We start from the raw sequence: 26,566 nt of genomic DNA, 5'->3' as shown, positions 1-26,566 counted from the left end.
GATTTTTCGATTCAGGGGCGCACGAGCGCGAGTGTCCGGGGCGCGGTTCGCTTGGGTGTCGGAAGGTTCAACGGCCCGTGGCCTGGGGTGATTGTGCCGAGAATTCGGCTCTCCCGCGCCCCGGTTCCGGCCGGTACCGTGCCGGGCAGACCGTGGGCGGTACACCACCCGATGAGCGCAAATGCGATTGCTTCCTTGTCGTCAGCCGGGGCGCCGTAGTCGTCGGAAAATTTAATTGCCACGTCCGGGAGGGCTCGTCGCAGCCCGTTCATCAGAACCTGGTTGCGGCATCCGCCGCCGGAAGCGACAAGGAGGTCGACTCCGTGGTTCTGCGCTTCTCTGGCAACCGTTCGGATCGTCAGTTCGGTTAACGTGGCGACCAGATCGGCATCACTGGGCGTCCGCCCCGTCGTCTGCAGCATTTCTTGTACGTAGGCGAGATGAAAATGCTCTTTGCCCGTGGATTTGGGAATGGGCAGGTCGAAATACTCATCGGCCATCAGCGCTTCGAGGAGGATACCGTCGACGGCGCCGGTCGCGGCGATCCGTCCGTCGGCGTCGTAACCGTCGGGGTGGAGATTGCGGTCGGCGATGACGGCATCGATGAGGGCATTGGCGGGTCCGATGTCGTAGGCGAGGAGGTCCGCGCTTCCGAAGACGACCGTCATGTTGGCGATGCCGCCGAGGTTGAGCGCCGCTGCCGTGCCAGCGTGGCCCGCCAGCAGGAGGGCGTCCAGGTACGAGACCAACGGGGCACCGTGACCGCCGGCGGTGATGTCCCGGATCCGGACGTCGGAAAGCACCGGCGCCCCGGTAGCTTCCGCGATCCAGGCGGGCTGGCCGATCTGGAGTGTTCCGCGGGCCCGTCCTTCCTCCACCCAGTGGAAGACTGTCTGGCCATGGGAGACGACTAGGTCAACCGGGCCTGTACCTCTAAGGATGTCGACGGCTGACTCAGCGAAACTTTGTCCCACGAGCGTATCGAGCTCACAAATCTCCGCAAGTGTGGTGGCCGCAGGAGGAAGAGCGCGGAGGATGCGGGCTCTGAGGGATGGTGGGTATGGTGTGCTCGCGGTCTGGAGCACCCTGCCGGTGAGGTGCCCGTCCTGTTCGCTGAATTCCACGACGGCAGCATCGATCCCGTCGTGCGACGTTCCTGAAATCATGCCCAAGATTTTCATGCGTGCTCCCCAAGGGCGGCACGGAGCCGCCCGCCGTTCTGTGTAATTTGAGCAGCGGCGTCCTCCGGTCCGAGATTCAGCCGGATGGCGACAATTGCTTGCTTGACCGAATGGTTGTTCGCGGCCAGGGCCTCGGCTGCCGTGGTTCTCCCGGCTCCCGTGACGGTTTGGATAATCCGGAGGGACCGTTCGCGCAACTTGGCATTCGTGGGCTTCACATCGACCATGAGATTTCCGTAGGTTTTGCCCAGTTGGACCATCACGATGGTGGAAAACATGTTCAGCACGAGTTTTTGGGCTGTGCCGGCCTTCAGGCGGGTGGAGCCTGCGATTACTTCCGGGCCGACGAGAACCTCGATCCGATGTTCCGCCGCGGCCGACAATGGTGTCCCCGCATTGCAGGTCAGAGCGATAGTGAGGGCTCCGTTGGCACGGGCACGCTCCAAAGCAGCGACGACGTACGGTGTCCGGCCACTGGACGCGACGCCAATAACGGTATCCAGCGCCCCTACCCCTGCCGCGTCCATCGCGGTCGTTCCTGCCTCCGTGTCGTCTTCTGCGCCTTCGCTTGGCGAAACGATCGCGCGCGGACCCCCGGCCATGACGGCGAACACCTGTTCCGGGGGGGTGCCGAAAGTCGGCGGACATTCTGATGCGTCGAGGACGCCGATCCGCCCGGGTGTCCCTGCACCCACGTAGATCATTCTCCCTCCTCTCTTCATACGGGACACGGCGGCCTCAATTGCGGACGTTATCTGGGGGAGGGCGCGCCTGACTGCTTCCGGCACGGAAGCGTCGGCGGTGTTCATGGTCGCGGCGAGTTCCCCGACCGACATTTTGTCTATGTCGGCGTAGCGTGAATCAGTGCCCTCCGTTTCGAGACGGGTGAGTCTGGCGATCTCCGTTGGGTTCAATGTCATCGGTTGCCTCGTTTTCGGGGGTCTAGGAGGTCGCGCAGCCCGTCGCCAAGCAAATTCAGGCCGACGACGAGGAGAACGACAACCGCGCCTGGGGCAACCATGGTCCAAGGTGCCGCGTAAACAAGCGTGCGCGCTTCGAAGATCATGGATCCCAGCGACGGCGCGGGCGGGGGAGTGCCAAGTCCGAGGAAGCTAAGGGATGCTTCGGTCAGGACCGCCCATGAAAGGGACAACGCAACCTGCACCACAATGATGGACGTGATGTTTGGCAGGACGTGGCGCAGCATGATCATTAGACGGCTCTGACCCGTGCTGGTCGCGGCCCTGACGTACTCAATCTCCCGCAGGGACAACACGGGTCCGCGAGTGACCCGAACAAAGATCGGCACATAGACGATTGCGATGGCCACGGCGATGGTGAACCAGTTGCGTTCGAACACTGAGGCCAGCGCAAGGGCCAGGAGCAGGGGTGGGAAAGCGAAGAGGACGTTCGTGATGCCGCCGATCACGCCGTCCGGCACTCCACGGTAGAAGCCGGCAAAAAGCCCGCCGAGTGTACCGATGACAGTCGCGAAGGCAACAGCAGTCACGGCGATGACGGCCGAGTTGGAAACTCCAGCGGCTACGCGTGCGAAGACATCGCGTCCGAACTGGTCGGTACCGAACCAGTGCGTCGCCGATGGTGGGAGCAGCCGCGAGGGAGCATTTTGGGCGATGGCATCGTAGGGGAGGGCATGGAACAAGGACAAGGCCGAAAGAAGCACGAGCAATCCGATAATGCTCAGACCTGTCAAGCCAGTAGGGCTCTTCCACAGAGCCGCGCCCATGCGTGCCGGCTTGGGCAGCACAGCCTGCGGCTCAGCGATCACGGTGTTCTCTGTCATGAGGCACGCACCCGGGGATCGATGACCCTGTAAAGGAGGTCGGTAAGCAGATTGACGATGACAAAGCTCAAGGCGATGACCAGGACTGTGCTCTGCACGAGGGCGTATTCCTTCTGCTGGATTCCCAGCAGCACCTGACGCCCGATTCCTGGGATGGAAAAAATTTGCTCAACCACCACCGCTCCCCCGAGCAGGTAGCCGAACTGAAGCCCGGTCATGGTGGTGATCGGGACCAGGGAGTTTCGCAGGACGTGCCTGAACTGCAGCCGCCTTTCCGGAACCCCCTTGGCGCGCGCGGTGCGGATGAAGTCGTTGGAACGGATCTCAAGCACCGCCGTGCGGGTGGTCCTGATGATGGGTGCTGCAATTCCGAATCCGAGGACGATGGACGGCAACAGCATCTGTTGCAGGTTCAGCAGCGGGTCCGCTGTCAGGGCCGCGAATCCCCGACCGTTGGGATTGAAACCGTATGACGCTGCGAAGACCGACAGCAGGGTCGTGGCCAGGAGGAACGCCGGGACGGAAAGCCCGGCCAGGCTGACGGCTTGCGATACAGCGTCACGTGGGGAATCAGGGCGGGAGGCCCCGAGCATGCCCAGAGGAACGCCGATGATCAACGCAAGAATGATGGCGAGAACGGCCAATTCAAAGGTCACCGGCAGGGACCGCACCGTAAGGTCCAGGACGCTCTGCTGCGACCGCGAGGAAAAACCAAGGTTTCCCGTAAAGAGGTTTCCCAGCCAGGAGAAGAACTGAACGATGAGTGGCTGATCCAGTCCGTAGTACCGTTCCAGGGCGGCCTGCTGTGAGGGCGTCAGGGCGGCAGCTTCCGTGCCGAGGCCGGCGGTTATCTGGTCACCCGGGATGGCCCGGAGCATGATGAATACGAAGATCGCCACGCCTAGAAGAGTGCCGGCGGCGCCCCCGACGCGGCGAAGAACGGGGTTGTGAACAAGAGTCTGAAACATATGCCTGGATTTCTCGCCAGTCGCGGGGCCCTGGCGGACCAGGACCCCGCTGACGACGGCTAGTTGATGGTTGTGGTCCGCAGGTATTGCAGCGAGCCGTTGGCCATCGGGACAAAGCCCTGGACCGAGGAAGTGGTGGTGGTGTACGTGAAGCTGGTGAACAGCCACACCCAGGCAGCGTTGTTCTCAAGTTCCTTGGAGACCTTCGCGTAAATGTCCTTCCGCTTCTGCGGGTCGGTGCTGGCTTTGCCCTCGGCGAAGAGTGCATCAAGGGCCGGAGAACTGTAGCCCGCTACCTTGTTGAGGTTGCCCGTGCTGGTGAAGTAGCGCCCGTACATCCCATCGGGATCCGGCCGGCCGCCATTGAGGGCCACGGCTGCGTCGAAGTCGCCAGCCTTCCACCGCGTAACGAAAGCGCCTGACTCCAGTACCTCAACATTGAGGGTGATTTTCGCTTCGGCGAGCTGGGACTTCAGATTCTGGGCCTCATCCACTGAGGTGGCGTACTCTCCCTGGGAGACGATCGTTGAGAGCGTTACGCCATCTTTTTTGCCGGCCTTGCTGAGGTAGTCAGCGGCCTTAGAGAGATCCCGTTTGGGGCACGGGCGGTCGTCCGCGTTCGACTTAAACGCTGGGGAGGTTACAGGCCCGGTGACCTCACCCTCGCCGAGTGCCGCTGTATCGAGCACCTGCTGCCGGTCCACGGCGCACTGGATTGCCAGGCGGACGTTGACGTCCTTTAGGTCCCCGCGTTGCGCGTTCAACTGCAGGGCGTGGTAGCTGAGTTGGGGCGTCTTGGCAACGGACATGTTCGGTCCTGCAGCGGTTTTGGCCACCAGGGGGCTGTTGAACACGGCGAAATTCACGTTTCCGGACTGCATGGCCGAAACGATGGAGTTTTCGTCCGGAATGACGCGCATCTCGACAGTATCGAGTTTGGCCTTATCTCCCCAGTAGGAATCGTTACGGGCCAGCTTCAGCGACTGACTGGCGACTCGTTCCTTCAACGCGAAGGGGCCCGTTCCGTTGGGAGTCTTCATCAGCGACTGCTCCGTGTCGTCCGAGGAAAGAATTGCCATGTTCACGACAGCAAGGTTGGATGGCAGGGCCGCGTCCGGAGCGGACAGCCGCAGGACAACAGTGGCAGGGTCCGGGGCTTCCACAGCCGTCACGGCTGCGAGCGAAGTGCGGGCCACAGCGCCTGTAGCTTCCGCTTTGATCTTGTCCAGGGAGAACTTGACGTCCTTGGAGTCAAAGGCGCTGCCGTCGCTGAACTTGACGCCCTCACGAAGCTTGAAGGTTAGTGTCTTTCCGCCATCGGAAGCCTCCCAGGACTTCGCCAGGCCGGGAACGACTGCCAAATCCTTGTCGAACTCTGTCAGCGTTCCGTAGATGTTCTGCAGAACGGAGACGGCCTGGAACTGGGTGGCCTTCCACGGGAGGAGGGTATCGGGATCGGTGGTAATACCCACGACCAGGTTGCCACCGGCCTTGCCGGCCGTCGCAGCCGGTTGGGCGGACTGGGCTCCGCAGCCAGTAATGGTGACGGACACTGCTGCGGCTATTGCGAATGCCGAAAGCGTGCCACGGATGAATCGGGAACCGCTTTGCATGGTTTGGTCTCCTCAGTGACAAGTGATGCCTCCTGCCCTGCCGCACCGGCTGTCGCAGGTCCCCCAGAGAGCATCGATGATCCGGGTTGGTCATTAACTTACCCATGTGACCTGAATCATGTAAAGATATTCCCTAAAGAGTTTTACGAGGCCGATCACACGGAGACTTTGACGTCCGACGTCGGCGGCGCGGTGGAGAGGGAACAGAATGGCGAAGGGTGCAGTAGAGGCGGCGGAGTCTGAAGCAGTGCTGATCCGCATCCGGGCAGCTTTGCCGTCGCTGCGACCCTCTGAGAGACGCATCGCCCAAGTGTTCGTGGACAGCCCCGCGGAGGGGGCCACGCTGTCAGTGGCCGAACTTGCCGACCGTTGTGAAACATCCACCACATCGGTGGTGCGTTTCTACAAACGGATGGGGTACTCCCATTACAAGGACCTGCTGATGGACCTCACCCGGGAAGCGATGCGCCAAGAAATGGCTACTTCGAGCCTCCCGCCGCTCTCCGGCGACATTGGCCGCAACGATTCCCTGGAGGACATTGTGGCCAAAGTAGCCATCAATGAGACGCTGTCCATCTCAGATACCGCACGGGCACTGGATACCAAGGCCCTGGGACAAGCGGTCCGGCTACTAACCGGATCCCGCCGGATCGACACCTTCGGTATGGGCGCCGGTTCGCTCGTCGGCCTCGACCTGCAACAAAAACTTTCGCGCGTCGGCCGAACGGTGATCAACTGGCCTGACCCTCATTCGGCGTGGACGGCTGCCGCAACGCTGGACTCATCCTGCGTGGCCATCGCCATATCGCATTCCGGCCGCACCCGCGACACTGTGGACTTCCTTGCCGTCGCTCGCCAATCCGGGGCGGCCACCATAGCCATCACCAACTTTGACAGTTCTCCGGTGGCCGCGGCGGCCGACGTTGTTCTAACCACTTCGGCCAGAGAGAGCGCGTTCCGTTCAGGCGCGCTCGGCAGCCGCATCGCCCAGCTCATGGTCGTCGACTGCCTCTTCACCGCGGTGGCCCAGGCCTCCTACGACGCATCCATGGAGGCGCTGCGCAACACCTATCGGGTCGTCCATGACCGGAGCCAAGGCGGGGCGCGGTAGCGCCGGAACACCGCCGGGGGCGTCTACGAATTGGAGAACAATGGAAGTCATCATTGCTGAAACGCCGGACGCAGTCGGGCGCATCGCCGCACGAATCATCGCCGAGACGGTTCGCATAAAACCGGATGCCGTCCTTGGCCTCGCCACGGGGAGTTCGCCCATGGTTGTCTATGCAGAACTCGCCAGGATGCGTCACGCCACCGAAATTGACCTGGCTGCGACACGGGGCTTCGCCCTCGACGAGTACGTCGGTCTCGCCCCCGGGCACCCGGCCAGCTACGCTGCCGTCGTGCAACGCGAAATCGCGGAGCCGCTCGGCATGATGTTCGAGAACGTGACAGTTCCCGACGGCGGGAGACCCGATCACGAGCAGGCCTGCAGAGAATTCGAGGCTGCAATCAGTGACTCAGGCGGAATTGATGTCCAGCTCCTCGGTATCGGCACCAACGGCCACATCGGCTTCAACGAACCCACGTCGTCGCTGACGTCTCGCACCCGGATCAAGACGCTGACCGAGCAAACCAGGGCGGACAATGCGCGATTCTTCAACACCGCCGCTGAAGTCCCGAGGCACTGCATCACCCAGGGACTGGGCACAATTCTTGAGGCTGGGCAGCTTATTCTTGTCGCGCAGGGAAAGGGCAAAGCACGCGCCCTCGCTGCGGCAATTGAAGGTCCGCTATCAAGCATGTGCCCCGCGTCCTTGCTGCAACTGCACCCGAGGGCGACCGTTGTCGTCGACGAGGAAGCCGCGAGCCAGCTTTCTCTCGCGGATTACTACCGCTATGCGTTCAGCAGTAAACCTGTGTGAGGTCTCCGGCTCGGGTATGACAGGTAGCTTGCCTCTGTTGTGGCAGGTCGATACACAGCATTCGCCCATCCTTCGAGGGTCCGCAATTTTTCGTCCCAGTAGACCGCCTAGCTAGTCACCCTTATAGGCTCCCCTCATACGACTCAACCAGCCGGCTTTCGAGCCTCGGTATGATCTGCCCGATGCCGATGGTTTTGAAATGCTCCTGGTCACGATGAGCGGCGAATCCTTCCGCATCCCGATAGCGCTCGAGAATGACGAAATGCGCTTTGTCGTGGACTCCTTGGAAGTAGTCGTAGGAGATATTGGCTTCCTCTGCACGGCTGGCCGCCGAAAGGTCTTCGAGGAGGTAGGCGACCGCTTCCACCTCGTCTGCCTTCGCGCGGTAGTGGGCGATCACCTGAAGATACTTCTCTGCCACTAGCGGTTCTCCTTCGTGGATAGTCGATTAACTTGGCTAACGGCCAGCTTGATCCCACAGCTCCTTGGCGCTGGTGGAGACGCCCTTTGCGCCCGCTCTCAGCGCCGTGGCCACGTCGGCCCCGGTACGGACGAAGCCGGCAGCGACGAAGGGTGAGAGGCTGCGCTTCTCACCCTCTGTCAGGTGTGAGATCACGGGCCAGGGCATGACCTGCACCAGGTGAGGTTTGCTTTGCTCCAGCGCGGCCGCGCTGCGGGGCAGGTTGGACCGGTCCGTTACGAAGACCTTTTGCATGGTCACCATGCTCAGGCTGTTGGCACGCTGGATCATGGCCGTCTTAGTGCTGACAATGCCTTGGGTCCCTATCTTTTTCAGGTACTCGACTGCGCCACGGTCCTGTCCCAGCCCGGAGCAGGCATCCATGTTGACGAAGGTGAATTTTCCGGCTCGGTCCAGCAGCTGCAGCAGTCCCTCCAACTCGTGGAGGGAAACGTTGGCCAGGATGCAGAGTTGGCAGTCGGAGTTCAGGAACCCGGCAACGGACTCCGCACCGAAGACGGAGGCAATCACCGGGTTCCTGGTCAGCTTTGCGTCCAGATCTTCGGGAAAATCAATCATTCTTGAGGTCTCATCTCGTGATCAAGGGACGCAAGCGGACAATGGATCAACCGTAGTGAAATTACAGTCCCAGCTTGCCCGGGTTGAGCAGGTTCTTGGGATCCAGCGCGGTCTTGACGGCGCGGAGTACTTCAAATCCGCTACCCAGCGACTCCGCCATATACGGCGCGCGCAGGAGGCCGACGCCGTGATGATGGCTGAGGGTGGCTCCATACCGGAGAATCACCTCGTTGGCCGCGTCCCATGCCGCACGATACCAGCCCGCCCTGTCGCCGACCGGTACCTCTCCGCGCAGCGAGAAGTACAGGCAGGCGCCGTCAACATAAGCGTGCGACTGGTGAGCGGAACCAGCCAAGGTACCGGGCACGGCGTTGATTGCCGCCACGACCTCGTCGTAAATGGCCGGCAGGTCCCTCCAGTTTCCGATCATCTCCAAGGTGTCCGCCACGAGACCTGGGCTGGGTTTGAACCCCTCCGCGCTCTTGCCTGTCAGGTAACGGGTGTCCAACCACCGTTCGAAGATGGCATCGCCGTCGAGTTTCACGGCATTTCCAGCGCAGACCGATTCGCTCACGGTCAGACCGGCCTCAACTACCTCCTTCTCGCCCTCATCCGCGACGAGCAGAACGTTCGTGTCGGGAAGACCGAACTGCAGGCCGCTTTCAAGCTCGTCATATAGCCGCAGGGCTGCAGGCGTGGCACCCTGCTGCATGATCTGCCGGCACGCCTCCAGGCCCTCAGCGAAAGTATTGAACCCGTAGGCGATCGCCCGCCCGTGCTCCGGCAACCGATGCAACTTGAAACGGATTCTCGTGATGACGCCGAGCGTGCCCTCGGAACCGATGAAAAGCTGCAAAAGATCGGGCCCGACGGCAGCCCGAGTGCCGTTACCGAGGCTAACGAGGTCACCGTTGGCCAGGACGACGTCGAGTCCGTGGACCATGTCCTCGATCTTGCCGTACCGGGTGGAGAGCTGACCAGCGCCTCGGCACGCGACCCAGCCGCCCACGGTGCTGATGGCGTAGGAGGAGGGCCAGTGCCCCAGCGTCATGCCATACTCCGACTGGATCTGCTCCTCGAAGATGTCGCCGAAAACACCGGCCTCCACCTCAACGAGCTGGCTTTCCTCGTCATAGGCGGTGAACTTGTTAAGACCGCAGACATCCAGAACGATACCGCCGCTGACTGGCAAAGCTGATCCGGTGACGTTGCTCCGACCGGCGGACACAGTGACCGGGAGGTTATCCGCGTACGCGATCCGCATGACCTCTTGCACCTGTTCGGTACTGGACACGCGCACAATCACCGCTTCGGGGGTTGTCGGGCGGCCGCCCGTTTCGGCGATCATGGTCCCGGCCCACCAGTCTCGGGTGCCCTCCCTTACGAGGGCGGGGTCGGTAATGACCTGGTCTGCTGCGGCCCGGAGGCGTTCGACAGTCTCCTTCGGAACGGTTACGGGGTTGATTGAGAAGGCCGGTTCGCCGGCTACGTCGCCGACGCTCTGGGCGAAGCGAGGCTGGGTTGGTGCGCCCACGGTGTAGTTCCCGCGGTTGTAGCCACGCTTAACCGCTTCTTTGCTAATCATTTCTGGTTCTCTCCCATCAGGACTGCACGTTCGTGCGCAATTTGGCTTCGGTAGGAGGCCACCTGGGCCTCGACTTCGGTTGCTGGCAGGTCGAGTTCTTTCATCAGCAGTTCGCCCACGCGTGCCGCAGAAGCGGCGGAGGCATCCCGGGACATGATGCGCGAACGGGTGCGCCGCGAGAGTATGTCATCCACGTTGCGGGCCATTTCGTAGCGCGCGGAGTAGATCACCTCCGCCTCAAGGTAGGGCAGGCCCTCGACCAACGGGACGTTCAGCGCTGGGTCTTCCGAGAGAATATCTGTCACGAATCGGGCCTCCGTGCCATACCGCTCTCCTAGGTGTGAGGCCAGCCCTCCTGTGGCTGTGATCGCTTCGGCGTCGTAGCCCGCCGCTCCCAAAAGGTAGCTGTTCTTGGTCCTGCAGGGGCGCCGCAGACCGAGGACTGCTTGAGCGGCGTCGACAGTCTGTTCCGCCATGTGGCGGGACGTCGTCAGTTTCCCTCCGACCACCGTGACCAGACCGTCCGGGTCCGTTCGGATCTCGTGGTTGCGTTTGACCTCAAGGGTTTTCCCTCCCGGCGGGGCCACCAGCGGGCGGCAGCCGCCGATGCTGCCTAGGACGTCCTCCGGTTCGATATCGATGTTCAGGGCGGTGCGGGCGCCATCCAGCAGGAAGTCCAGTTCCTCGCGGGTGCAGTTGACGTCGTCCAAGTCGCCGTCATAGTCGTCGTCTGTGGTGCCGAGGTAGGACGTGTCTCCCCAACGCGTGATCGTGGCGCGGCGGTTACGTCCGGGAATCGGGATGGTGACGGTGCAGTCGTTGCGGACTTTCAGCCAGGGCACGGCGACGTGAACGCCCTTTGCCGGGCGGATGTTGGGTGCATCAACGCCTGAGCCCGCGCCCGTCCAGTCGCGGAGCCACACGCCGGTAGCAACCACGACGACGCCGGCTTCAGCACGGATCTCCCGGCCATCGACTTCGACCACGACGCCGTTCACCTTCCCCCCCTGACGCGTCACGTCGCTGACTTTGGCGCCATTGAGAACGGTGGCGCCGTGGAAGGCAGCCGTCCGGGCGAGGGCCAGCGTGAGTCGGGCGTCGTCCGCCCGCGCATCGTAATACATGAGGCCGGACTCTAAGTGATCCGCCTTGAAGGTGGGGCAGTGGGAGAGCACCTCGTTCTTTGTCAGCTTCTGGTGCATTACACCTTCGCGCCAGCCCCCGGCCAGATCGTACGTCCACAACAGGCTTTCGAAACCGGCCGCCAGTCTTCGGTCGAAAACGCCGTCCTTGGACAGGATGGGAAACAGGAACGGCAAGCGTTGTACGAGGTGTTGGGCGTTCTTGCGCAGCCGTTGACGCTCCAGTAGTGAGTGACGCACGAGCGGCAGATTGCCTTGTTCGATGTAGCGCAGGCCGCCGTGGATCATCTTGGATGACTTGGAGGAAGTACCGGAGGCAAAATCGTTTTTCTCTAACAGGGCCACCCGGTAGCCGCGTTGAGCCGCGTCCATCGCTGTGTAGGCACCGGTCACGCCGCCGCCCACGACGACGATGTCGAATCGTCCACTGTCAAGGCTGCCGATCTGTTCCGCACGGTCTATTCTGAGCGGCGTATCGGAGACCATCCGGGCGCGGTCCACCCGAGGTTTACGTGAAGGCATGGAAATCATGGATTATGTCTCTCTATGTGCGCCTGCTGATCTGTCTGATCTGTGGCTTTACGTTTGGTGGCGCGGGCTGAGGCGGGCGTACCGCCCTAAATGCGCGCCAGTTCGAGTTCGGCCGAAATACGGGCCGCCCATCTCAGGCGTCGTTCGGCTCGTTGCGTCTCAGAAAGTCGGGGAAGGAAAATTTCGCCGTCGCCCAGCACTGAAACGGCTTCGTACAGCGTGTCCCACAGCAGGCCATTCGCTCCGGCCAGGAAGGCGGCCCCCCGCAGCGTTGCCGCTTCTGAGGCGGGCAGACGCCGCATTGGGATGCCTACCAGGTCGGCCTGCATCTGGATAAGCGGATTGCTGCCGGACAGGCCGCCGCCGACGACGATCTCGTCTGCGTCCATTCCGGCGACTTCGGCGTTGGCTTCCGTGCTGGTGGCGACGGAGTGGGCGATGCCTTCCAGTACGGCATAAGCCACTTCGGCTTTGGTCGACGCGAGGGAGAACCCGGTGAGGGAGGCGCGCGCCTTTGGTTCCACCACGGGTGTCCTGAGCCCGGTCAGGGCCGGAACGAACATGACCCCGCCGGACCCGTCAACTGTCCCGGCGAGCTCGCTGACCTTCTGGGCGGAGCTGAACCATCCCAGGGTGTTGCAGACCCAGTCGATGGCTGATCCGGTAGTGGCGGTGAAAGTTTCAACCGCGTACACCGATTGGTGCTCCCGCCGCCAGCCCGTGAGGGTCAGGGTCCCGGGATACAAGCCGGGCTTCTGCGGCAGGGTGTCGCCTGTGACGAGGTCAACGAAGCTGCCCGTGCCGTGGACGCACATCGCCTGGCCAGGTCTGATGCACCCCAGCCCCACGGTCCCGGCGTGCTGGTCTCCCAAAGCGGCGAGCACCGGCACTGAAATGCCGATCTTGGACGCGTCCGTATGGCCGAACACGTCCACGTCTTGACGCAACTCCGGGAGCAGGTCCAAGGGAAAGCCCAGCGCCTGAATCCAAGCCGTTTCATACGCATGCTCCGCCAGCACGTAGGCCCCGGCCGAGGTGGCGTTGGTGGCGGTGGCGACGTAGCTCCGCTCGACGGTCAGGTTCCAGAGCAGCCAGGTTTCGACGGTGCCGAAGCCTAACCGCCCTTCCCCGTGGGCCGCAGCCACTTCCGGGCTCTCCCGGAGGTGGTGTGCGGCCCACAGGTAGGGTGAACGCACTCCGGTGGGACGTCCCACGGCGGCGACGAGGCGTTCGTTCCAGCTGCCGCCGAGCTCGGCCAGTTCCTCGGCATAGCGGCTGTCCTGCCAGACCATTGCAGGGACCAGAGCGCGGCCGCTGCGGGTATCCCACAACACCGCCGTTGATCGCTGCGTGGCGATGGCCAAGGCCTGCAGCTGGACACCGGCCGCAGCGGCGGCTGCAACCACGGAGCGGCAGGCATCGATAGTCTTGGCCAGGATTTCGTTTGCGTCCTGTTCCACTACCCCGGCTCGTGGACTGTTCACGGTGAGGTGGCGGTACTCGAGAGAGTGCACGCCGCCGTCGGCCGTGACCCAGGCAGCGCGCGTGCCTGTAGTCCCTTCGTCTATGGACAAGATGGCCGGCACTTTCATTGATCGCTCCGTCGGGCTAGCTGGTGGGGACCGCGATGCGGGCGAGGTCGCTCTTGAACTGCGGGGCGTCCAGTTCCTCGTCCGGGCTGAGGAGTGCTCGCGTCGGCTCCCACTTGATAACCGAGCACACGATGCAGGCGATGAGTGGAACGACGGAGAGGATCAGGAAGGTCGGTCCGAGGCCCAGCCCTTCCTTGAGAAGTGGGAACACCAGCAGACCGAGGGCCGCGCCGGCGCTTCCGATGGCCCCAATGATGCCATTTGCCCCTGCGCGAAGCTCGCTCCGGAACGAAAGTGTCGACAGGCTCTTGCCGTTCGCGCCGGGGCCGCCTGAGTGGAACAGGATGAACAACGAAGGCACCAAGAATGCCAGGAAGATCGGCATACTTTGGTAGAAGAGGCCCATCACCACCAGCATGATGAAGACGGCGCCAAATCCAAGGGCTGAGGCCTTTCGGAGGCCCAGACGATTGCCGATCTTCGGGGAGAGGAACCCTCCCACAATGCCGAACAGGTTGAAGACGAGGGCGCCAAATGTGGCCACCACGAAGTCTTGGCCGAAGAGCGTCAAGCTGATGATCGGCAGGTACCACCCGACTGCGAAGTACTGAATGGACTGCGCCATCTGAACCGTTCCGGCCAGAATGGTGCGCGGCAGGTAGCTTCCCCTGAAGATGAGTGCCACATTCGCCACGCCTCGCGTGGCCTGGTTCAAGATGGGAAGCCGGTCGGCTTCTGGGGCTGCAGTGAACGTTTGGCCATAGATCTTGGTCATGGATGTTGCGGCGCGCTCTAGGAGTCCCTTGCGGGCAGCCCAAGTGGGGCTTTCGACCAGGTAGCGCAGCTGGGCAACCAGCAGAATCAGCGCAACGACGCCGGCTGAGCCTACTGCGTAGCGCCAGATGGCTGCGCCGGTGCCCATGTTGTAGAACAGGATGGCGAGCACGAGGTTGGTGCTCACCGCCACGTACCAGATGCCCTGCCAGGTATTCAGGCGACTCCGAAACTTTGCCGGAGTAAATTCAGCCAGAAGAGCCATGGCGATCGCGAAGTCGATGCCGTAGGCGGCTCCAACGAAGAAACGGCCCGTCAGCACTAGCTCGAAGTTCGGGGCGAACGCGGCTGCAGCTGCGCCGATGAGGGCAAGGGCTTTAGCGAGAATAAGCGGTGCGATCCGGCCCCAGCGGTCCGCCATCCAGCCGCCGATGGGATTGAAGGCGATTGCGACCCAGGACGCGAGCGAAGTGAGGAGTGCAACCTGGGCTGCGCTCAGATGAAGATCTTTTGTCATTGGGCCAAGCCCGGCGCTCAAGGCCGAGTTGGAAAAAGCATCCAGGAACAGGCCGCCAAGGGCCAGCCACCAGATCAAGCCGGCTCTGCCGGAAATTTTGGGACGATCATCGATGTAGGCGACCACGTCCTGCACGCCGCGAATTACCAAGTTACTCAACTGCCCGACCTCTCTGTCGGGAAACCCTTCTGTCAGAGGTCTTTTCTGGGTACAAAAAAGGGCAGAATGGAGCCTCCAACAGGAGGTCTCCAATTCTTACCCTGACCCACGTGACTCTAGTCACATCTGATGAGGATTGCAACAGTCGTTTTTTTGAATTTTCCTAGTGGGCGACGACTAGGAACTGTTCTCCCTCAGCAATCGCTCCGTCCGTGACCGGCGTGGGTCTCGACGGCAGACCGTGGCGATCGTTGGCCCGACCGGGGCCGGCAAGACCACGCTGGTGAACCTGATGATGCGCTTCTACGAGCTCGACGCCGGGCGGATCACGCTGGACGGCGTGGACGTGGCCGCGATGTCCCGGCACGAGCTGCGCTCGCGGATGGGCATGGTGCTGCAGGACACCTGGCTGTTCGGCGGGACCATCCGGGACAACATCGCCTACGGCTGGCTCGGTGCCACCGAGGCGAGGCGGCGAAGGCGACGTACGTGGACCGGTTCGTGAAGTCCCTGCCGCAGGGCTACGACACAGTACTCGACGACGAGGGCGCCAACGTCTCGGCGGGGGAGAAGCAGCTGCTAACCGGCGTTCCTGGCCCGTCCGTCGGTACTGATCCTGGACGAGGCGACATCGTCCGTGGATACGCGGACCGAGGTGCTGGTGCAGAAGGCCATGAGCGCGCTGCGGTCAGGCCGGACGTCGTTTGTCATCGCGCATGGATCGTGTGCGCGAACTCGAGACGCTTCCGTTCCTTTCCTCTTGGACGTGCACGCATTCTTCTCCTCGAAAGACGCAGTGGGCATCGAAACCATGCTCCGCCAGCACTTCGTCGGCCAGCGGGTCAACCTGGTGAACTCGCGACGCGAGTACTTCTACGCGACGTCGAATACCAGGAAATCGCGCCGGCCGACGAGTTCACCGCTTCTAAAGACTTGCGCTGTGCCAGGGAGCTCGCAGAAGCCAGTGTTTAGGAAATGGCGGCGGCCCGGCTGCGCGCCGCGGAGAGTTGTTCGGCCCTACTGCCAGCCATTGCGACGGCGAAGTCGGGGTTCCGTCACGTCCAGCCGACGCAGAGGTGGAGAAGCAAAGGGCGATGGAGGAAGAGACCCTCCATCGTTCTTGTCGGTGTCGCTCTGCCGGCACGGCATTCGGGTAGTTCTACGAGCTCGACGCCAGGCGGAACGGCGAGGACGTCGCCGAGATGTCCCGGCCCGAGCCGCGCTCGCGGGTGAGCAGCGCTGCAGGATAGGTGGCTGTTCGACGGGACCATGCGGGACAAAATCGTCTGCGGCCGCCGCTCTGCAACCGAGAGGAAATGCTCGGGGCTGCGAAGGCCACGCACGTGGACCGGTTCGTGCAGCCCCTGCCGCAGGGTCCCCCGGCCCTCCACCATCCGCGCGACGCCGACCTCATCCTGGTGATGGACGCATGCTTCATTACTGGCGGCTGGCGGGGCGTATGCGGCGCCGCTGCGGCTCAGTTTGCGCGGCCGGCGGCGGGCGTTTAGAGGTGTGCAGGGTGACCGATCCGTCGTGGATCTTCCATGTTCTGCGTATCGTCGGCTATCAGTGATTTGGGTTAGGCGGAGAATCGGCTTGACGCATCGACCGACTATACGGTCGGGAATCGAACTGACTAACTGCGGGCCGTCCACAAACGAAGCGGATGCATACAGATTTAGTGCTTCATTCCAACCAGGTGAGGGTTTATAGTGGCGTCATGCGCGGTCTTTAGGCCTCGTCAACCAACCGGCAGGTCGTGAATGCGAGAGGACGGCTATGAGCCCCACTGACGGTGACCTGAGAAGGAATGCGCAGGGCAAGGCTGAGATTTATCGTGATCCCCCGGGTAAGTGGGAGCCTTACGCCCCATATAAACGACCTGATGTGGAGCGTGCTCCGCGACCCGAAGATAAATTTCGGGAATGAAAGCGTATCTGACCTCCTTTGAGCGGCCGAGGTGAGGGGCGAGTCAATAATGGGCAGTCTTTCCGGCATATCTATCGCGTGGATTAGGAAGAGATTCGACCAGCTTCGGGGGAGCCCGGGAGGGCAAGCCGGTGTTGGCGGTCAGAAGGCTGAGCCGACAGAGCACGGGTGGCAGTTAATAGTGAAGCCTTCGGTTGCGAGGGCAACCGAGGGCCAAGCGGAGCCTTCAGATGAACCAGCTGTCGAGCCTCCCGCTTGGCGAGATGCCGCTGAAGCGGTACGTACAACCGTCAAATGGCTGGTGGCTGCGTTCGCTGTGGTTGGAGCGTTGATGTTCGCAAAGGGTTTTGTTGCCACCCCCAAGTTAAGTTGGCAAGAAGACGGCGTGCAGTTGCTGTGTGCCGGCGTCTTAGGTGTGCTTGGGCTTTTGGGTATCGGGTACTTCCTGTATAAGGCTGTACGCATCCTCCGCCCCGCAGTCTATGATCTGCACGATCTCAGCACCAGCCTCCCCGAGTTTTTGGAGCTGGTAAACAAGGACCCCAACACATATCTCCCCAAAGGTATTGCCAATTTCGAGGAATTTAAGGCCGCGAATGGTACTGCCCGCCGTAGTGTCGTCAGCGCTACGGATAGTCGAGACAAGGCCAGTAGAGCGCTCCAAAAGGCGAAAGAGATTAGCCCGACTAACGCAAAGCTCATAAAAAATGCAGAAGAAGAGCTGGAGTGGTGGGAGGATATTGTTGTCAAAACCCGCCGAAGTTTTAATGCGATGAATGCGGTGCGCTCCGGTCTGCTCAACAAGGCTGAATATTGGCACACCAGCACCGCTTTAGATCGAGATGGGGGTCTGATGGTCGCGGCGGCACTTGTTGCGGCCGTTGGCGGGATTGGATATCAGCTTGCCCTCGCCACACCTGACAAACCGGCAAATGAGAAAGCAGCTGAGCCCACGGCCGTCGTTGTTGGTGAGTTGATTGGCAATGACTCTGCTCCCAGTAGGGCGCTGTGGGAAGAGCTTGGCTTAGGCCGGTGCCAGGCGGACGTGAACATCTCGAGGATCGCCGTCATCGTTGCGTCAGGAAAAGGATCAACCGTAGACCCATACGTCGTCTCGACAATTCCGAGCCGAGCATGCCCGTCACAGACATTCACGGTAATTGATGCGGTCGCCCGGCTTAGCATTCCCGGTAAGAGGGAAATCCTTTACACGCCGTCGCCTACTTCGACGCCCTCTTCCTGATTGTTGAGTCGGCCCCGTTCACGCAAGCACCTCTTCCGGCCCGCTCTCAAGGGTAGCTCTAACCCTACCGGCAGCCTCTATGGGAGGCCGACGGTCTTGCGCCGTTAGACCAGCGGCCAGGGATACCGCATACCCGTCCGGTCCACCGGCAGCGCTCCCGCGACCAGCATCCGCTGGACTCGGCGCTGGAAGGCGGTGACCTCGTCGTCGTCGAGCAGCTCCGCCAGCTCGGCGGGGACGGCCTCGGCGAGCGGGGCGATGTCCTCGAGCAAGGCAGTCGGGATGGGGTCGCCCGCGAAGTCCCAGATCACGGTGCGTAGCTTGAACGCTGCCGAGAAGCAGAGCCCGTGGTCGATGCCCCAGATGCGGCCGTCGTCGCCGCGCAGGACGTGGCCGCTCTTGCGGTCGGTGTTGTTGGCGACGAAGTCGAACAGGGCGATCCGGGCCAGCTCGCGGTGGGTTTCCGGGGCGTCCTCGTACAGGGTGAAGTAGTGCTCCCGGAAGTCGCACTCGATGAACCACTGCAGCGAGCCGACGCCCAGAGGCGCGTCCTCCCGAATGACGGTCAAGGGCACGAAGCCCCAGCCCAGCGATTCGCTGAGCAGGTAGGCGGCGCGTTCGCGCTTGTAGAGCCCGGGTTCGAAATCGGACAGTGGCCGTTCGCCGGACTCCGGCTTGTAGACCGCGTATCCGATGTCCTCGCCACAGGTCACCTGGACGAGGAACGTCTGGTTGCTGCTGCGCGGGATGAGGCCCAGCAGCTCGATGCTGCCCTCCGTCAGCAGGGTCAGCTCCCGGCCGTACACCAGCAACTCCGGTTCACGATGCCCTCAGCCCACTCAGCGGTTCCGCGGTCGAATTCACCATGTGCACCGCGGGATCCTGGCCCTCCACGAACGAAATGGCCGACACCGAGCCCGGGCTAATCACAATCCGCTGGAACAGGTCCAGCGGCGTGCCGAGGGCATGGGCCACCGCGGCCTTGATGGGGTCGGCGTGCGAGAAGCACACCACCACGCCCCCGGCATGCGCGGAGCACAGTGCCTCCATCGCCCCGACGATCCGCGCCTGCATTTCCGGGAAGCTCTCACCATTCGGGAAGCGGAACGCGGACGGGCTGTGCTGTACGGTCTGCCACTCCGGCAGGGCCGCCAGGTCCGCGATCGCGGAACCGGTCCACTCGCCGAAATCACACTCGAGCAGCCCGTCGTCGTGCTTCACTGCCAGTCCGGTGCGCGCCGCCGTCGGCTCCGCCGTCTCGCAGGCGCGCTCCAGCGGGGAGGAATAGAGGGCATCCACCGGCAGGCAAGAGAGCCGTTCGGAAACCCGCTCCGCCTGGGCCCGGCCCCTGTCGGACAGGTGCAGTCCGGGTGCCCGGCCCGGCAGGACCATGCCCGTCGTCGGGGTCTCTCCGTGGCGCACCAGAAGCAGGAGCGTGCCCTGCCGAGAGGGCTCCGCCGGAGGTCCGGACGTTGCTGCAGTCATCAGAATCCAGCGTAGGCCGCCCAGACGCCCAGTGCGCATGAATCTCAAGAAATCCCTCGATTCCCCCACAGCCGAGGTCTACGGTGGAGGAGTGAGTGATCGCCCCGAAATCTTCACTGTTGGTGAACTGCGTGCCTCCGGCCACGTTCACAAGGACCTGCGCGGCGAAATCCGCGACAATCTGCTCGCCGCGCTCGCCGCCGGCCGCGACCCCTGGCCCGGGATGTTCGGCTTCAGCCGCACCGTTCTGCCCCAGCTCGAACGCGCCCTGCTTGCCGGGCACGACGTCGTCCTGCTCGGCGAACGCGGCCAAGGCAAGACCCGGCTGCTGCGGACCCTGGCCGGGCTGCTGGACGAGTGGTCGCCGGTGATCGAGGACTCGGAACTGAACGAACACCCCTACGAACCCCTCACCGAGCACTCCCGCGCCCGCGCCCTCACCGAGGGGGACCGGCTGCGGGTGGCGTGGCGGCACCGCTCCGAACGCTACGTCGAAAAGCTCGCGACGCCGGACACCTCCGTCGCGGACTTGATCGGCGACGTCGACCCGATGCGGGTGGCCGAGGGCCGCCGTCTGGGTGATCCGGAAACCATCCACTACGGCCTGGTCCCGCGCTCCAACCGCGGCATCATCGCCATCAATGAACTCCCCGACCTCGCCGAGCGGATCCAGGTCTCCATGCTCAACGTGATGGAGGAACGCGACATCCAGATCCGCGGCTACGTGCTGCGGCTGCCGCTGGACGTCCTGGTGGTCGCGTCCGCCAACCCGGAGGACTACACGAACCGGGGCCGGATCATCACGCCGCTGAGGGACCGCTTCGGCGCCGAGATCCGCACCCATTACCCGATCGAGCTCGACGACGAGGTGGCGGTCATCCGGCAGGAAGGCCACCTGGTGGCCGGCGTCCCGCCCGTCATCCTCGAGATCCTGGCCCGCTACACCCGGGCGCTGCGGCAGTCCCCGGCGATCAACCAGACCTCCGGGGTGTCCGCGCGGTTCGCGATCGCCGGCGCCGAAACGGTCGCCGCGGCGGCCCTGCGCCGGGCCAGCGTGCGCGGCGAGGATGAGGCCGTCGCCCGCATCATCGACCTGGACGCCGCCGTGGAAGTACTTGCCGGGAAGATCGAGTTCGAATCCGGCGAGGAAGGCCGGGAACAGGACATCCTGGACCACCTGCTGCGGATGGCCACCGCCGAAGCCGTCAGGGCGCACTTCCACGGCCTCGACATGGGCGACCTCGTCGCCGCCCTCGACGGCCACACCACTGTCACCACCGGGGAACTGGTCACGGCGCGGGAGTTCCTCGACAACCTCCCGTCGCTTAACGGGTCCAGCCTCTACGACGACATCGGGGAGCGCCTCGGCGCGGAAAACGACGGGCAGCTCGCCGCCGCCGTCGAACTGGCCCTGGAAGGCCTCTACCTCGCCCGGCGGATCTCCAAGGATTCCGACGACGAGGCGACCGTCTACGGGTAACGCAGCCAAGGAGGGCCCATGACCGCTCACCACCGGTCCCGCTACAGCCGCTACGCGGGCGGGCCGGATCCGCTCGCGCCGCCGGTGGACCTGGCGGAGGCGCTGGACGCCGTCGCCGAGGACGTGATGGCCGGCTACTCGCCCCGGCATGCCCTGCAGGAGTACCTGCGCCGCGGCGGCCGGAACCGGGAAGGACTCGACGACCTCGCCGGCCGGGTCCAGCAGCGGCGCAAGGACCTGCTGGGCCAGCACAAGCTGGACGGCACCCTCAACGAGGTGCAGAAACTGCTGGAGACCGCGGTGCTGGAGGAGCGCAAACAGCTGGCCCGCGACGTCCGGATGGACGACACGGACCGCGCCTTCCGGGAGATGCAGCTGCAGAACCTGCCCAAATCCACGGCGGCCGCGGTCAAGGAGCTCGCCTCCTACGACTGGCAGTCCAGCACCGCCCGCGAGGCCTACGAGCAGATCAAGGACCTGCTGGGCCGCGAAATCCTGGACCAGCGGTTCGCCGGGATGAAGGAGGCGCTCGAGGGCGCCACGGAAGAGGACCGCGCCGCCGTGGCCGAGATGCTGGCCGACCTCAACGAGCTGCTCGACAAGCACCGCCGCGGCGAGGACACGGATGCGGACTTCCATGAGTTCATGGCCAAGCACGGCCAGTTCTTCCCGGAGAACCCGCAGTCGGTCGAGGAGCTGATCGACGCGCTCGCCCAGCGCGCGGCTGCCGCCCAGCGGCTCATGCAGTCCATGTCCGCCGAGCAGCGCGAGGAACTGATGCGCCTCTCCGCCCAGGCGTTCGGCTCGCCGGAGCTTATGGCACAGCTGGGCCAACTCGATGCCAACCTGCAGGCGCTGCGCCCGGGGGAGGACTGGTCCGGCTCCGAACGCTTCGAGGGCGAGGAGGGGCTGGGGCTCGGCGACGGCACCGGCGTGCTGCAGGACCTCGCCGAACTGGACGAACTCGCCGAACAGCTCTCGCAGTCCTACAACGGCTCCCGCCTGGACGACCTGGACCTGGACGCCCTCGCCCGCCAGCTGGGGCAGGACGCGGCGGTGTCCGCCCGCACCCTGGCGGAGATTGAGCGGGCCATGCACGACGGCGGCTTCCTGCAGCGCGGCGCCGACGGCGACCTGAAGCTCTCCCCGCAGGCCATGCGCCGGCTGGGCCGGTCGCTGCTGCGCGACACCGCCAAGCAGCTCTCCGGCCGTCAGGGTCGCCGGGACACGCGCGTTGCCGGGGCGGCGGGGGAGCAGACCGGCTCCAGCCGGCCGTGGGAGTTCGGCGACGCCGAACCGTGGGACGTCACCCGCACCATCACCAACGCGATCCGCCGCACCATCGCCGACGGCGGGGACCCGCGCCACGGCCTGCGCCTGGCCGTGGACGACATCGAGGTCACGGAAACCGAGGCGCGCACTCAGGCCGCCGTCGCGCTGTTGGTGGACGTGTCCTTCTCGATGGCCGCGGAGGGGCGCTGGGTGCCGATGAAACGCACCGCGCTCGCCCTGCACCACCTCGTGTCCACCAAGTTCCGCGGCGACCGGCTGCAGCTGATCACGTTCGGCCGCTACGCACAGACCATGGACATCGGCGAGCTCACCGCCCTGCCCGCGCTGCGGGAACAGGGCACCAACCTGCACCACGGGCTCCTGCTGGCGGGCAGGTTCTTCCGCCAGCACCCGTCGATGCAGCCGGTCCTGCTGGTGGTGACCGACGGCGAACCCACCGCGCACCTGGAGGCCGACGGCGAGTCCTGGTTCTCGTATCCGCCGGACCCGGAGACCATCCGCGTGACCGTCGCCGAGCTGGACCGGCTGGGCCGCGCCGGCGTCCAAGCCACGTTCTTCCGGCTCGGCAACGACCCGGGCCTGGAACGGTTCGTCGCCCGGATGGCCCGCCGGATTGACGGCCGGGTGGTGGCGCCCGACGCCGGAGACCTGGGTGCCGCCGTCGTCGGGGAGTACCTCCGTGCGCACTTCCGCGGACGGGCGTACGGCGACGACGACTGGGCGAAATAGGGCAGGAGCTCCGGAAGCTCCGCAATAAGTCTTGTCGGTGCGGGCTGGTACCGTTCGAGAACTGTCATTTGACCATTGGGGGAACCTTGCTTGACCTATCACCCGGCCCTGCTCCGTCTGTCGCCTTGGCGAGGACGCTGTTCTTCGTCCTTGTCGCGGTACGCGGAAGATAGGGGACAGTCCGTGAGAGAAATGAGCTTCACTGCCATCGACTTTGAGACGGCCAACAGTCAACGGGGTTCAGTTTGCTCCGTCGGTTTGGCGAAGGTCGAAAACGGGGAGATAGTCGAGCGGGCGTCATGGCTGATCAAACCCCCAAGGGGTCTGGATCACTTTGACGCCCGTAATGTCGGCATTCACGGCATCCGGCCACACGACGTTGCGACTGCGCGGAGTTGGGAGGAGTCGCTCGCCCTCATCTTCAGATTCGCCGCTGGCGGCAACTTCGTTGCATACAACGCGAGTTTCGATGCGAGCGTCATGAGGGCTGCCTCTGAAGCGACCGGAGTTGACCTGCCCCGGCATGATTTCTATTGTGCGCTGGAGCTCGCCCGTGGGCACTTAGAGCTTCCGCGCCACAAATTGAATGACGTTACTGAACATTTGGAACTTCCGCGCTTTCAGCATCACGAGGCCGGGGCGGACGCGCTCGCCTGCGCCAGTGTTGTGCTTGCCATTGCCCGTATGCGGCGGCATCAGTCTCTGGGCGAGATGTGGGCTGCGCCTATCGGTGCGAAGAGCAACAAAGCGTCGCGGGCAGCTCAAGCGCGACCTCTGTCAGGCGCGCAGACTGACAATAATCCGCAGCCCCTTCGCCTAGCTGACTTGCCTCAGCCCAATCCAGCCGCCGATCCAACCCATCCCTTTTTTGGTCACACTTTTTGTTTCACGGGCGAGCTGCAGAATTTCTCGCGGCTTGGTGCGATGACCGCGGTTGCAGAATGCGGTGCCGTCAACCGGCAGGGAGTGACCAAGAAGACGACATACATCGTCATCGGGCGATCAGATTCGACGCACTCGGCATCGGCCAGGGATTTAGGCAATACCGGCAAGGAGCGCAAAGCCCTTGATTACATGGCACTTGGCCAGCAAATAACCGTCCTGGGAGAACGAGAATTCCTTCAGCTGCTGCGAGGCGCGAATGCCAGCGAAAGGGTCTTGCCAGTGACACCTTCAACTGATGCGTCTGCCCCTTGGTGGCTGGGGCTGCTGAAGCGCGTAATTGGCCTGAAGTAACTGACAACTGGTCGACACCCACGTCGCTGCAGACGACGGCGGCAGCCCGCACCCCCAAGGGTGCGGGCCGCTGCGTTTGCCGGCCTCCGCTTAGTCCCGGACGGCGGCCATAAGCTCGGCGACAGACGACGCGTCCGCAAGGCCTAGGGCGAACGCCGCGACCCGGTCCGCGTCCTCGGCAGGCCGACGGTCGCCAACGTTGAGGCGGAACTTCTCGGCCAGTTCGTCATCGCTCAGGGGGTTAGTCGGGCCGCCGCGGTTGAACTCCACCCGGGCCTCGTGCCATTCCCCATCCTTGGTGTTGACGCGCAGCACGGCGGGGAACTGATGCGGGTAGATCTTTCCGCTGCGCTCGTCGGCAGAGCACCGGACGAGTGCGGCCAGCCGCAGCGTCTCCGGGTCCTTTGCCATGGCATCGGTGAAGTCGTGGTGCCCGACGCCGAGGCCGGAACCCCCGAGGAGCGCCCGGGCCACAGTGAACGGTCCGGAGAAGGCGGCGTGGTACCCGGATTCGGGCCGCGCCTTGGATTCCCTGGGTTCGGCGATGGTGCGCAGCACTGGGGCGGGAACACCCAACTCAATATCGATAATGTCATCCGGGTTGATGCCGCGGGCACGGACCTCACGAGCGGCGTCGATGCCCGCCTGGGTGAAGTGGTTGCAGGGATACGGCTTGAAGAAGATCCCCGGCAGCTCCCATTGCTCACCGAGTCCTTCGACCACCTTGGCGGCGTCTGCCCGGTCGCCGCAGAAGGCGTGCAGGAAGCCGAAACGGCCCTCGATCACCGTCGGTGGCCCTGTCAGTCCGTGGCGGGCCAGCTCCGCGGCCGTAATTCCGGAATGAGCCGCCCACCCGCAGTGGGCCCGCTTGACGGTGCCACCGGTCCGGTTCGCCTCGAGAAGTCCGGCACCGAAACTGGCCGCGATGCCCATGGCGTCCGCGATGCCCTCGGCGTCGAGCCCGTAGAGCGTCGCGGCCGCGGCCGCGGAGCCAACCGCGCCGCAGATCGAGGTGGCGTGCTGGCCCCGCTCGAAAAACTCCGAGTTCCCCAGGTCCTCGTCGTAGCCGCCCATGCCGAGCCGCACCGTGATCTCGATTCCGACGCCGGCGGCGTCCAGCAACGCGGCGCCACTGGCTCCGGTGGCCTCTGCGACCGCCAGGGCTGCAGGAATGACGGAGGCAGAGGGGTGCAGGACCGAAGGGAGGTGGGTGTCGTCCGAGTCCATGGAGTGGGCCAACGTGCCGTTGACCAGGCCGGCGGTCGCGGCGGGAAAACGGCGGCCGGTCCCGATCGCGGTGGCATCCGGGTTGCCGCCCCAACCGTTGGCGACGCCGATGACGGCGGCGGCGGAAGGCTGGTCGTGGGCCGCGAGCGAGTTGCCCAGGAGGTCCAAAACCCGGCGGGCGACATCTTTGCGCAGTTCCGGGCCCAGCCCGTCCTGCCGGGTATGGTCCGCCAGTGCGGCCAGCCGGCCGACGACGGTGCCGGTGAGGTCGTGGCGGCTCATCGGGAAACCACCGCGACCGGGCGGATCGGCGAACCCGTTCCGCCGGTGATCCGCAGCGGCGCCATGACGAAGGTGAACTCAGTCAGGCCGTACCGGGAGGCGTCCTCAAGATTGAGGTGTTCGATGATGTGGATGCCATTCTCCACCAGCATCACCCGGTGTACGGGAAGCACGCTGTGGCCTTGACCGGCGGGGATGTGCTCGAAGGCGGTGGTGTCGGCGCCGGCGGCGACGATCCCGGCCGAGGCCAGCCAGCGGCCGGCTTCGACATCGGGCCCCGGCACGCCGTCCGTTTGTCCCAGATAGCGTGCGGGGTCGTCGAAGTGCCGTGCCCATCCGGTCCGGATCAGCACCACGTCACCCTCCCCGGGGGTGACTCCGGCGGCGGCCGCGGCATCCTTGAGATCATCCACGGTCACTGCCTGGCCGGCATCGAGGGCGTCCACGCCGTGAAGTTTGGCGATGTCCAGGAGCAGGCCGCGCCGGAGCAGGAAGGGGATCTTGTCGGCCCCGAGCTGGGAGAACTTTCCGCCGCGCTGCGCTTCCTCTGCGTCGACCCCGCCGTGGAGCATTCCCTCGTGGCTGACGTGGGAGAGGGCATCGACGTGGGTGCCGACGTGGCCACCGGTGACGATGATTTCGTTGGAGGCTGACCCGCCGTCGGGCCGGACCATGTCGCCGTGCCTGCGGATCAGCGTCATCCGGAACCCTGGGTGGTTGGGGGAGCTGGGCATCCCGGTGAAGTGCGGGTGACCTAGTTCGATAACGTCCTGGGTGCTTCCGGTGACGGCGTTCAGCAGGGCGTCGGTGGTGGAAGTGGTGAGGTTTTGCATGG

21 protein-coding genes and 1 pseudogene are annotated in these 26,566 nt (G+C 64.0%); 7 read left to right on the top strand and 15 right to left on the bottom strand.

Annotated elements, in window-relative coordinates:
• Window positions 1–11 precede the first annotated feature (11 nt).
• From FFF93_RS15070 to FFF93_RS15050, 5 genes are read right to left on the bottom strand one after another with little or no spacing between them, the layout of a single operon-like run.
• The gene (locus FFF93_RS15070; protein ID WP_261375181.1) at window positions 12–1,166 is read right to left on the bottom strand and encodes an anhydro-N-acetylmuramic acid kinase; all 1,155 of its coding nucleotides are present in this window, start codon (window positions 1,164–1,166) and stop codon (window positions 12–14) included.
• An 11-nt stretch (window positions 1,167–1,177) separates the two neighbouring features.
• A complete protein-coding gene (gene murQ / locus FFF93_RS15065) occupies window positions 1,178–2,101 on the bottom strand; it encodes an N-acetylmuramic acid 6-phosphate etherase (RefSeq protein ID WP_138768201.1) in 924 nt (307 codons plus the stop codon).
• Window positions 2,098–2,985: an ABC transporter permease gene (locus FFF93_RS15060; RefSeq protein WP_138768202.1), complete on the bottom strand. Its 888-nt coding sequence runs from the start codon at window positions 2,983–2,985 to the stop codon at window positions 2,098–2,100. Before FFF93_RS15060 ends, murQ begins: the two co-directional genes overlap by 4 nt.
• Window positions 2,982–3,953 (bottom strand): ABC transporter permease, encoded by a 972-nt coding sequence (locus FFF93_RS15055; RefSeq protein WP_138770339.1) that lies wholly within the window; start codon window positions 3,951–3,953, stop codon window positions 2,982–2,984. Before FFF93_RS15055 ends, FFF93_RS15060 begins: the two co-directional genes overlap by 4 nt.
• 59 nt (window positions 3,954–4,012) lie before the next feature.
• On the bottom strand, window positions 4,013–5,506 hold the full coding sequence (locus FFF93_RS15050) for an ABC transporter substrate-binding protein (protein WP_261375180.1): 1,494 nt from the start codon (window positions 5,504–5,506) through the stop codon (window positions 4,013–4,015).
• 307 nt (window positions 5,507–5,813) lie between these two features.
• On the opposite strand from FFF93_RS15050, the gene FFF93_RS15045 reads away from it, so the two are divergent.
• Both FFF93_RS15045 and nagB read left to right on the top strand, forming a co-directional pair.
• Window positions 5,814–6,677, top strand: a complete 864-nt coding sequence (locus tag FFF93_RS15045) for a MurR/RpiR family transcriptional regulator (RefSeq protein WP_261375179.1) — start codon at window positions 5,814–5,816, stop codon at window positions 6,675–6,677.
• Window positions 6,678–6,717: 40 nt separating this feature from the next.
• The gene (gene nagB, locus FFF93_RS15040) at window positions 6,718–7,488 is read left to right on the top strand and encodes a glucosamine-6-phosphate deaminase (protein ID WP_138768205.1); all 771 of its coding nucleotides are present in this window, start codon (window positions 6,718–6,720) and stop codon (window positions 7,486–7,488) included.
• Between the two features lie 121 nt (window positions 7,489–7,609).
• Here the strand turns inward: nagB and FFF93_RS15035 are convergent, their stop codons facing one another.
• The 6 genes from FFF93_RS15035 to FFF93_RS15010 form a co-directional block, all read right to left on the bottom strand.
• Window positions 7,610–7,909: a putative quinol monooxygenase gene (locus FFF93_RS15035; protein ID WP_138768206.1), complete on the bottom strand. Its 300-nt coding sequence runs from the start codon at window positions 7,907–7,909 to the stop codon at window positions 7,610–7,612.
• 36 nt (window positions 7,910–7,945) lie between these two features.
• Window positions 7,946–8,527 (bottom strand): glycerol-3-phosphate responsive antiterminator, encoded by a 582-nt coding sequence (locus tag FFF93_RS15030; protein ID WP_138768207.1) that lies wholly within the window; start codon window positions 8,525–8,527, stop codon window positions 7,946–7,948.
• Window positions 8,528–8,588: 61 nt separating this feature from the next.
• Complete coding sequence (locus FFF93_RS15025) at window positions 8,589–10,112, bottom strand: FAD-binding oxidoreductase (RefSeq protein WP_138768208.1); 1,524 nt, start codon at window positions 10,110–10,112, stop codon at window positions 8,589–8,591.
• Window positions 10,109–11,785 carry a glycerol-3-phosphate dehydrogenase/oxidase gene (locus tag FFF93_RS15020; protein ID WP_138768209.1) on the bottom strand — a complete coding sequence of 559 codons (1,677 nt, stop codon included), beginning with the start codon at window positions 11,783–11,785 and terminating at the stop codon, window positions 10,109–10,111. Before FFF93_RS15020 ends, FFF93_RS15025 begins: the two co-directional genes overlap by 4 nt.
• An 86-nt stretch (window positions 11,786–11,871) precedes the next feature.
• On the bottom strand, window positions 11,872–13,377 hold the full coding sequence (locus tag FFF93_RS15015) for an FGGY family carbohydrate kinase (RefSeq protein ID WP_138768210.1): 1,506 nt from the start codon (window positions 13,375–13,377) through the stop codon (window positions 11,872–11,874).
• Between the two features lie 16 nt (window positions 13,378–13,393).
• Window positions 13,394–14,827 (bottom strand): nitrate/nitrite transporter, encoded by a 1,434-nt coding sequence (locus FFF93_RS15010; RefSeq protein ID WP_138768211.1) that lies wholly within the window; start codon window positions 14,825–14,827, stop codon window positions 13,394–13,396.
• A gap of 235 nt (window positions 14,828–15,062) precedes the next feature.
• Here FFF93_RS15010 and FFF93_RS15005 point away from each other — a divergent pair.
• Together FFF93_RS15005 and FFF93_RS15000 are read left to right on the top strand one after the other, a co-directional pair.
• Window positions 15,063–15,593: pseudogene (locus FFF93_RS15005) on the top strand (ATP-binding cassette domain-containing protein); the annotation flags it as partial.
• Window positions 15,594–16,805: 1,212 nt separating this feature from the next.
• Entirely contained in the window at window positions 16,806–17,999 is a 1,194-nt protein-coding gene (locus tag FFF93_RS15000) for a hypothetical protein (protein ID WP_138768212.1), read from the top strand.
• 104 nt (window positions 18,000–18,103) lie between these two features.
• On the opposite strand, the gene FFF93_RS14995 is transcribed toward FFF93_RS15000, so the two are convergent.
• Window positions 18,104–18,805: an SCO1664 family protein gene (locus FFF93_RS14995; protein WP_138768213.1), complete on the bottom strand. Its 702-nt coding sequence runs from the start codon at window positions 18,803–18,805 to the stop codon at window positions 18,104–18,106.
• A gap of 13 nt (window positions 18,806–18,818) precedes the next feature.
• A complete protein-coding gene (locus FFF93_RS14990; protein WP_138768214.1) occupies window positions 18,819–19,484 on the bottom strand; it encodes an MSMEG_4193 family putative phosphomutase in 666 nt (221 codons plus the stop codon).
• 91 nt (window positions 19,485–19,575) lie between these two features.
• Between FFF93_RS14990 and FFF93_RS14985 the strand changes: the two genes are divergently transcribed.
• The 3 genes from FFF93_RS14985 (at window position 19,576) to FFF93_RS14975 (ending at window position 24,222) form a co-directional block, all read left to right on the top strand.
• Window positions 19,576–20,964, top strand: a complete 1,389-nt coding sequence (locus FFF93_RS14985; RefSeq protein ID WP_138768215.1) for a sigma 54-interacting transcriptional regulator — start codon at window positions 19,576–19,578, stop codon at window positions 20,962–20,964.
• Between the two features lie 18 nt (window positions 20,965–20,982).
• Complete coding sequence (locus tag FFF93_RS14980; RefSeq protein WP_138768216.1) at window positions 20,983–22,986, top strand: VWA domain-containing protein; 2,004 nt, start codon at window positions 20,983–20,985, stop codon at window positions 22,984–22,986.
• A gap of 192 nt (window positions 22,987–23,178) precedes the next feature.
• Complete coding sequence (locus FFF93_RS14975) at window positions 23,179–24,222, top strand: exonuclease domain-containing protein (protein WP_144766432.1); 1,044 nt, start codon at window positions 23,179–23,181, stop codon at window positions 24,220–24,222.
• Between the two features lie 90 nt (window positions 24,223–24,312).
• Here the strand turns inward: FFF93_RS14975 and FFF93_RS14970 are convergent, their stop codons facing one another.
• Window positions 24,313–25,731, bottom strand: coding sequence for an MmgE/PrpD family protein (locus tag FFF93_RS14970; RefSeq protein ID WP_138768218.1), 1,419 nt, complete (start codon window positions 25,729–25,731; stop codon window positions 24,313–24,315).
• Window positions 25,728–26,564, bottom strand: coding sequence for a cyclase family protein (locus tag FFF93_RS14965; RefSeq protein WP_138768219.1), 837 nt, complete (start codon window positions 26,562–26,564; stop codon window positions 25,728–25,730). The genes FFF93_RS14970 and FFF93_RS14965 overlap by 4 nt, the downstream gene beginning before the upstream one ends.
• Window positions 26,565–26,566 lie beyond the last annotated feature (2 nt).

Origin of the sequence: Arthrobacter sp. KBS0702, from assembly GCF_005937985.2 — a bacterium.
Lineage (GTDB): Bacteria > Actinomycetota > Actinomycetes > Actinomycetales > Micrococcaceae > Arthrobacter.
This window is presented reverse-complemented; position numbering and strand designations above follow the sequence as displayed.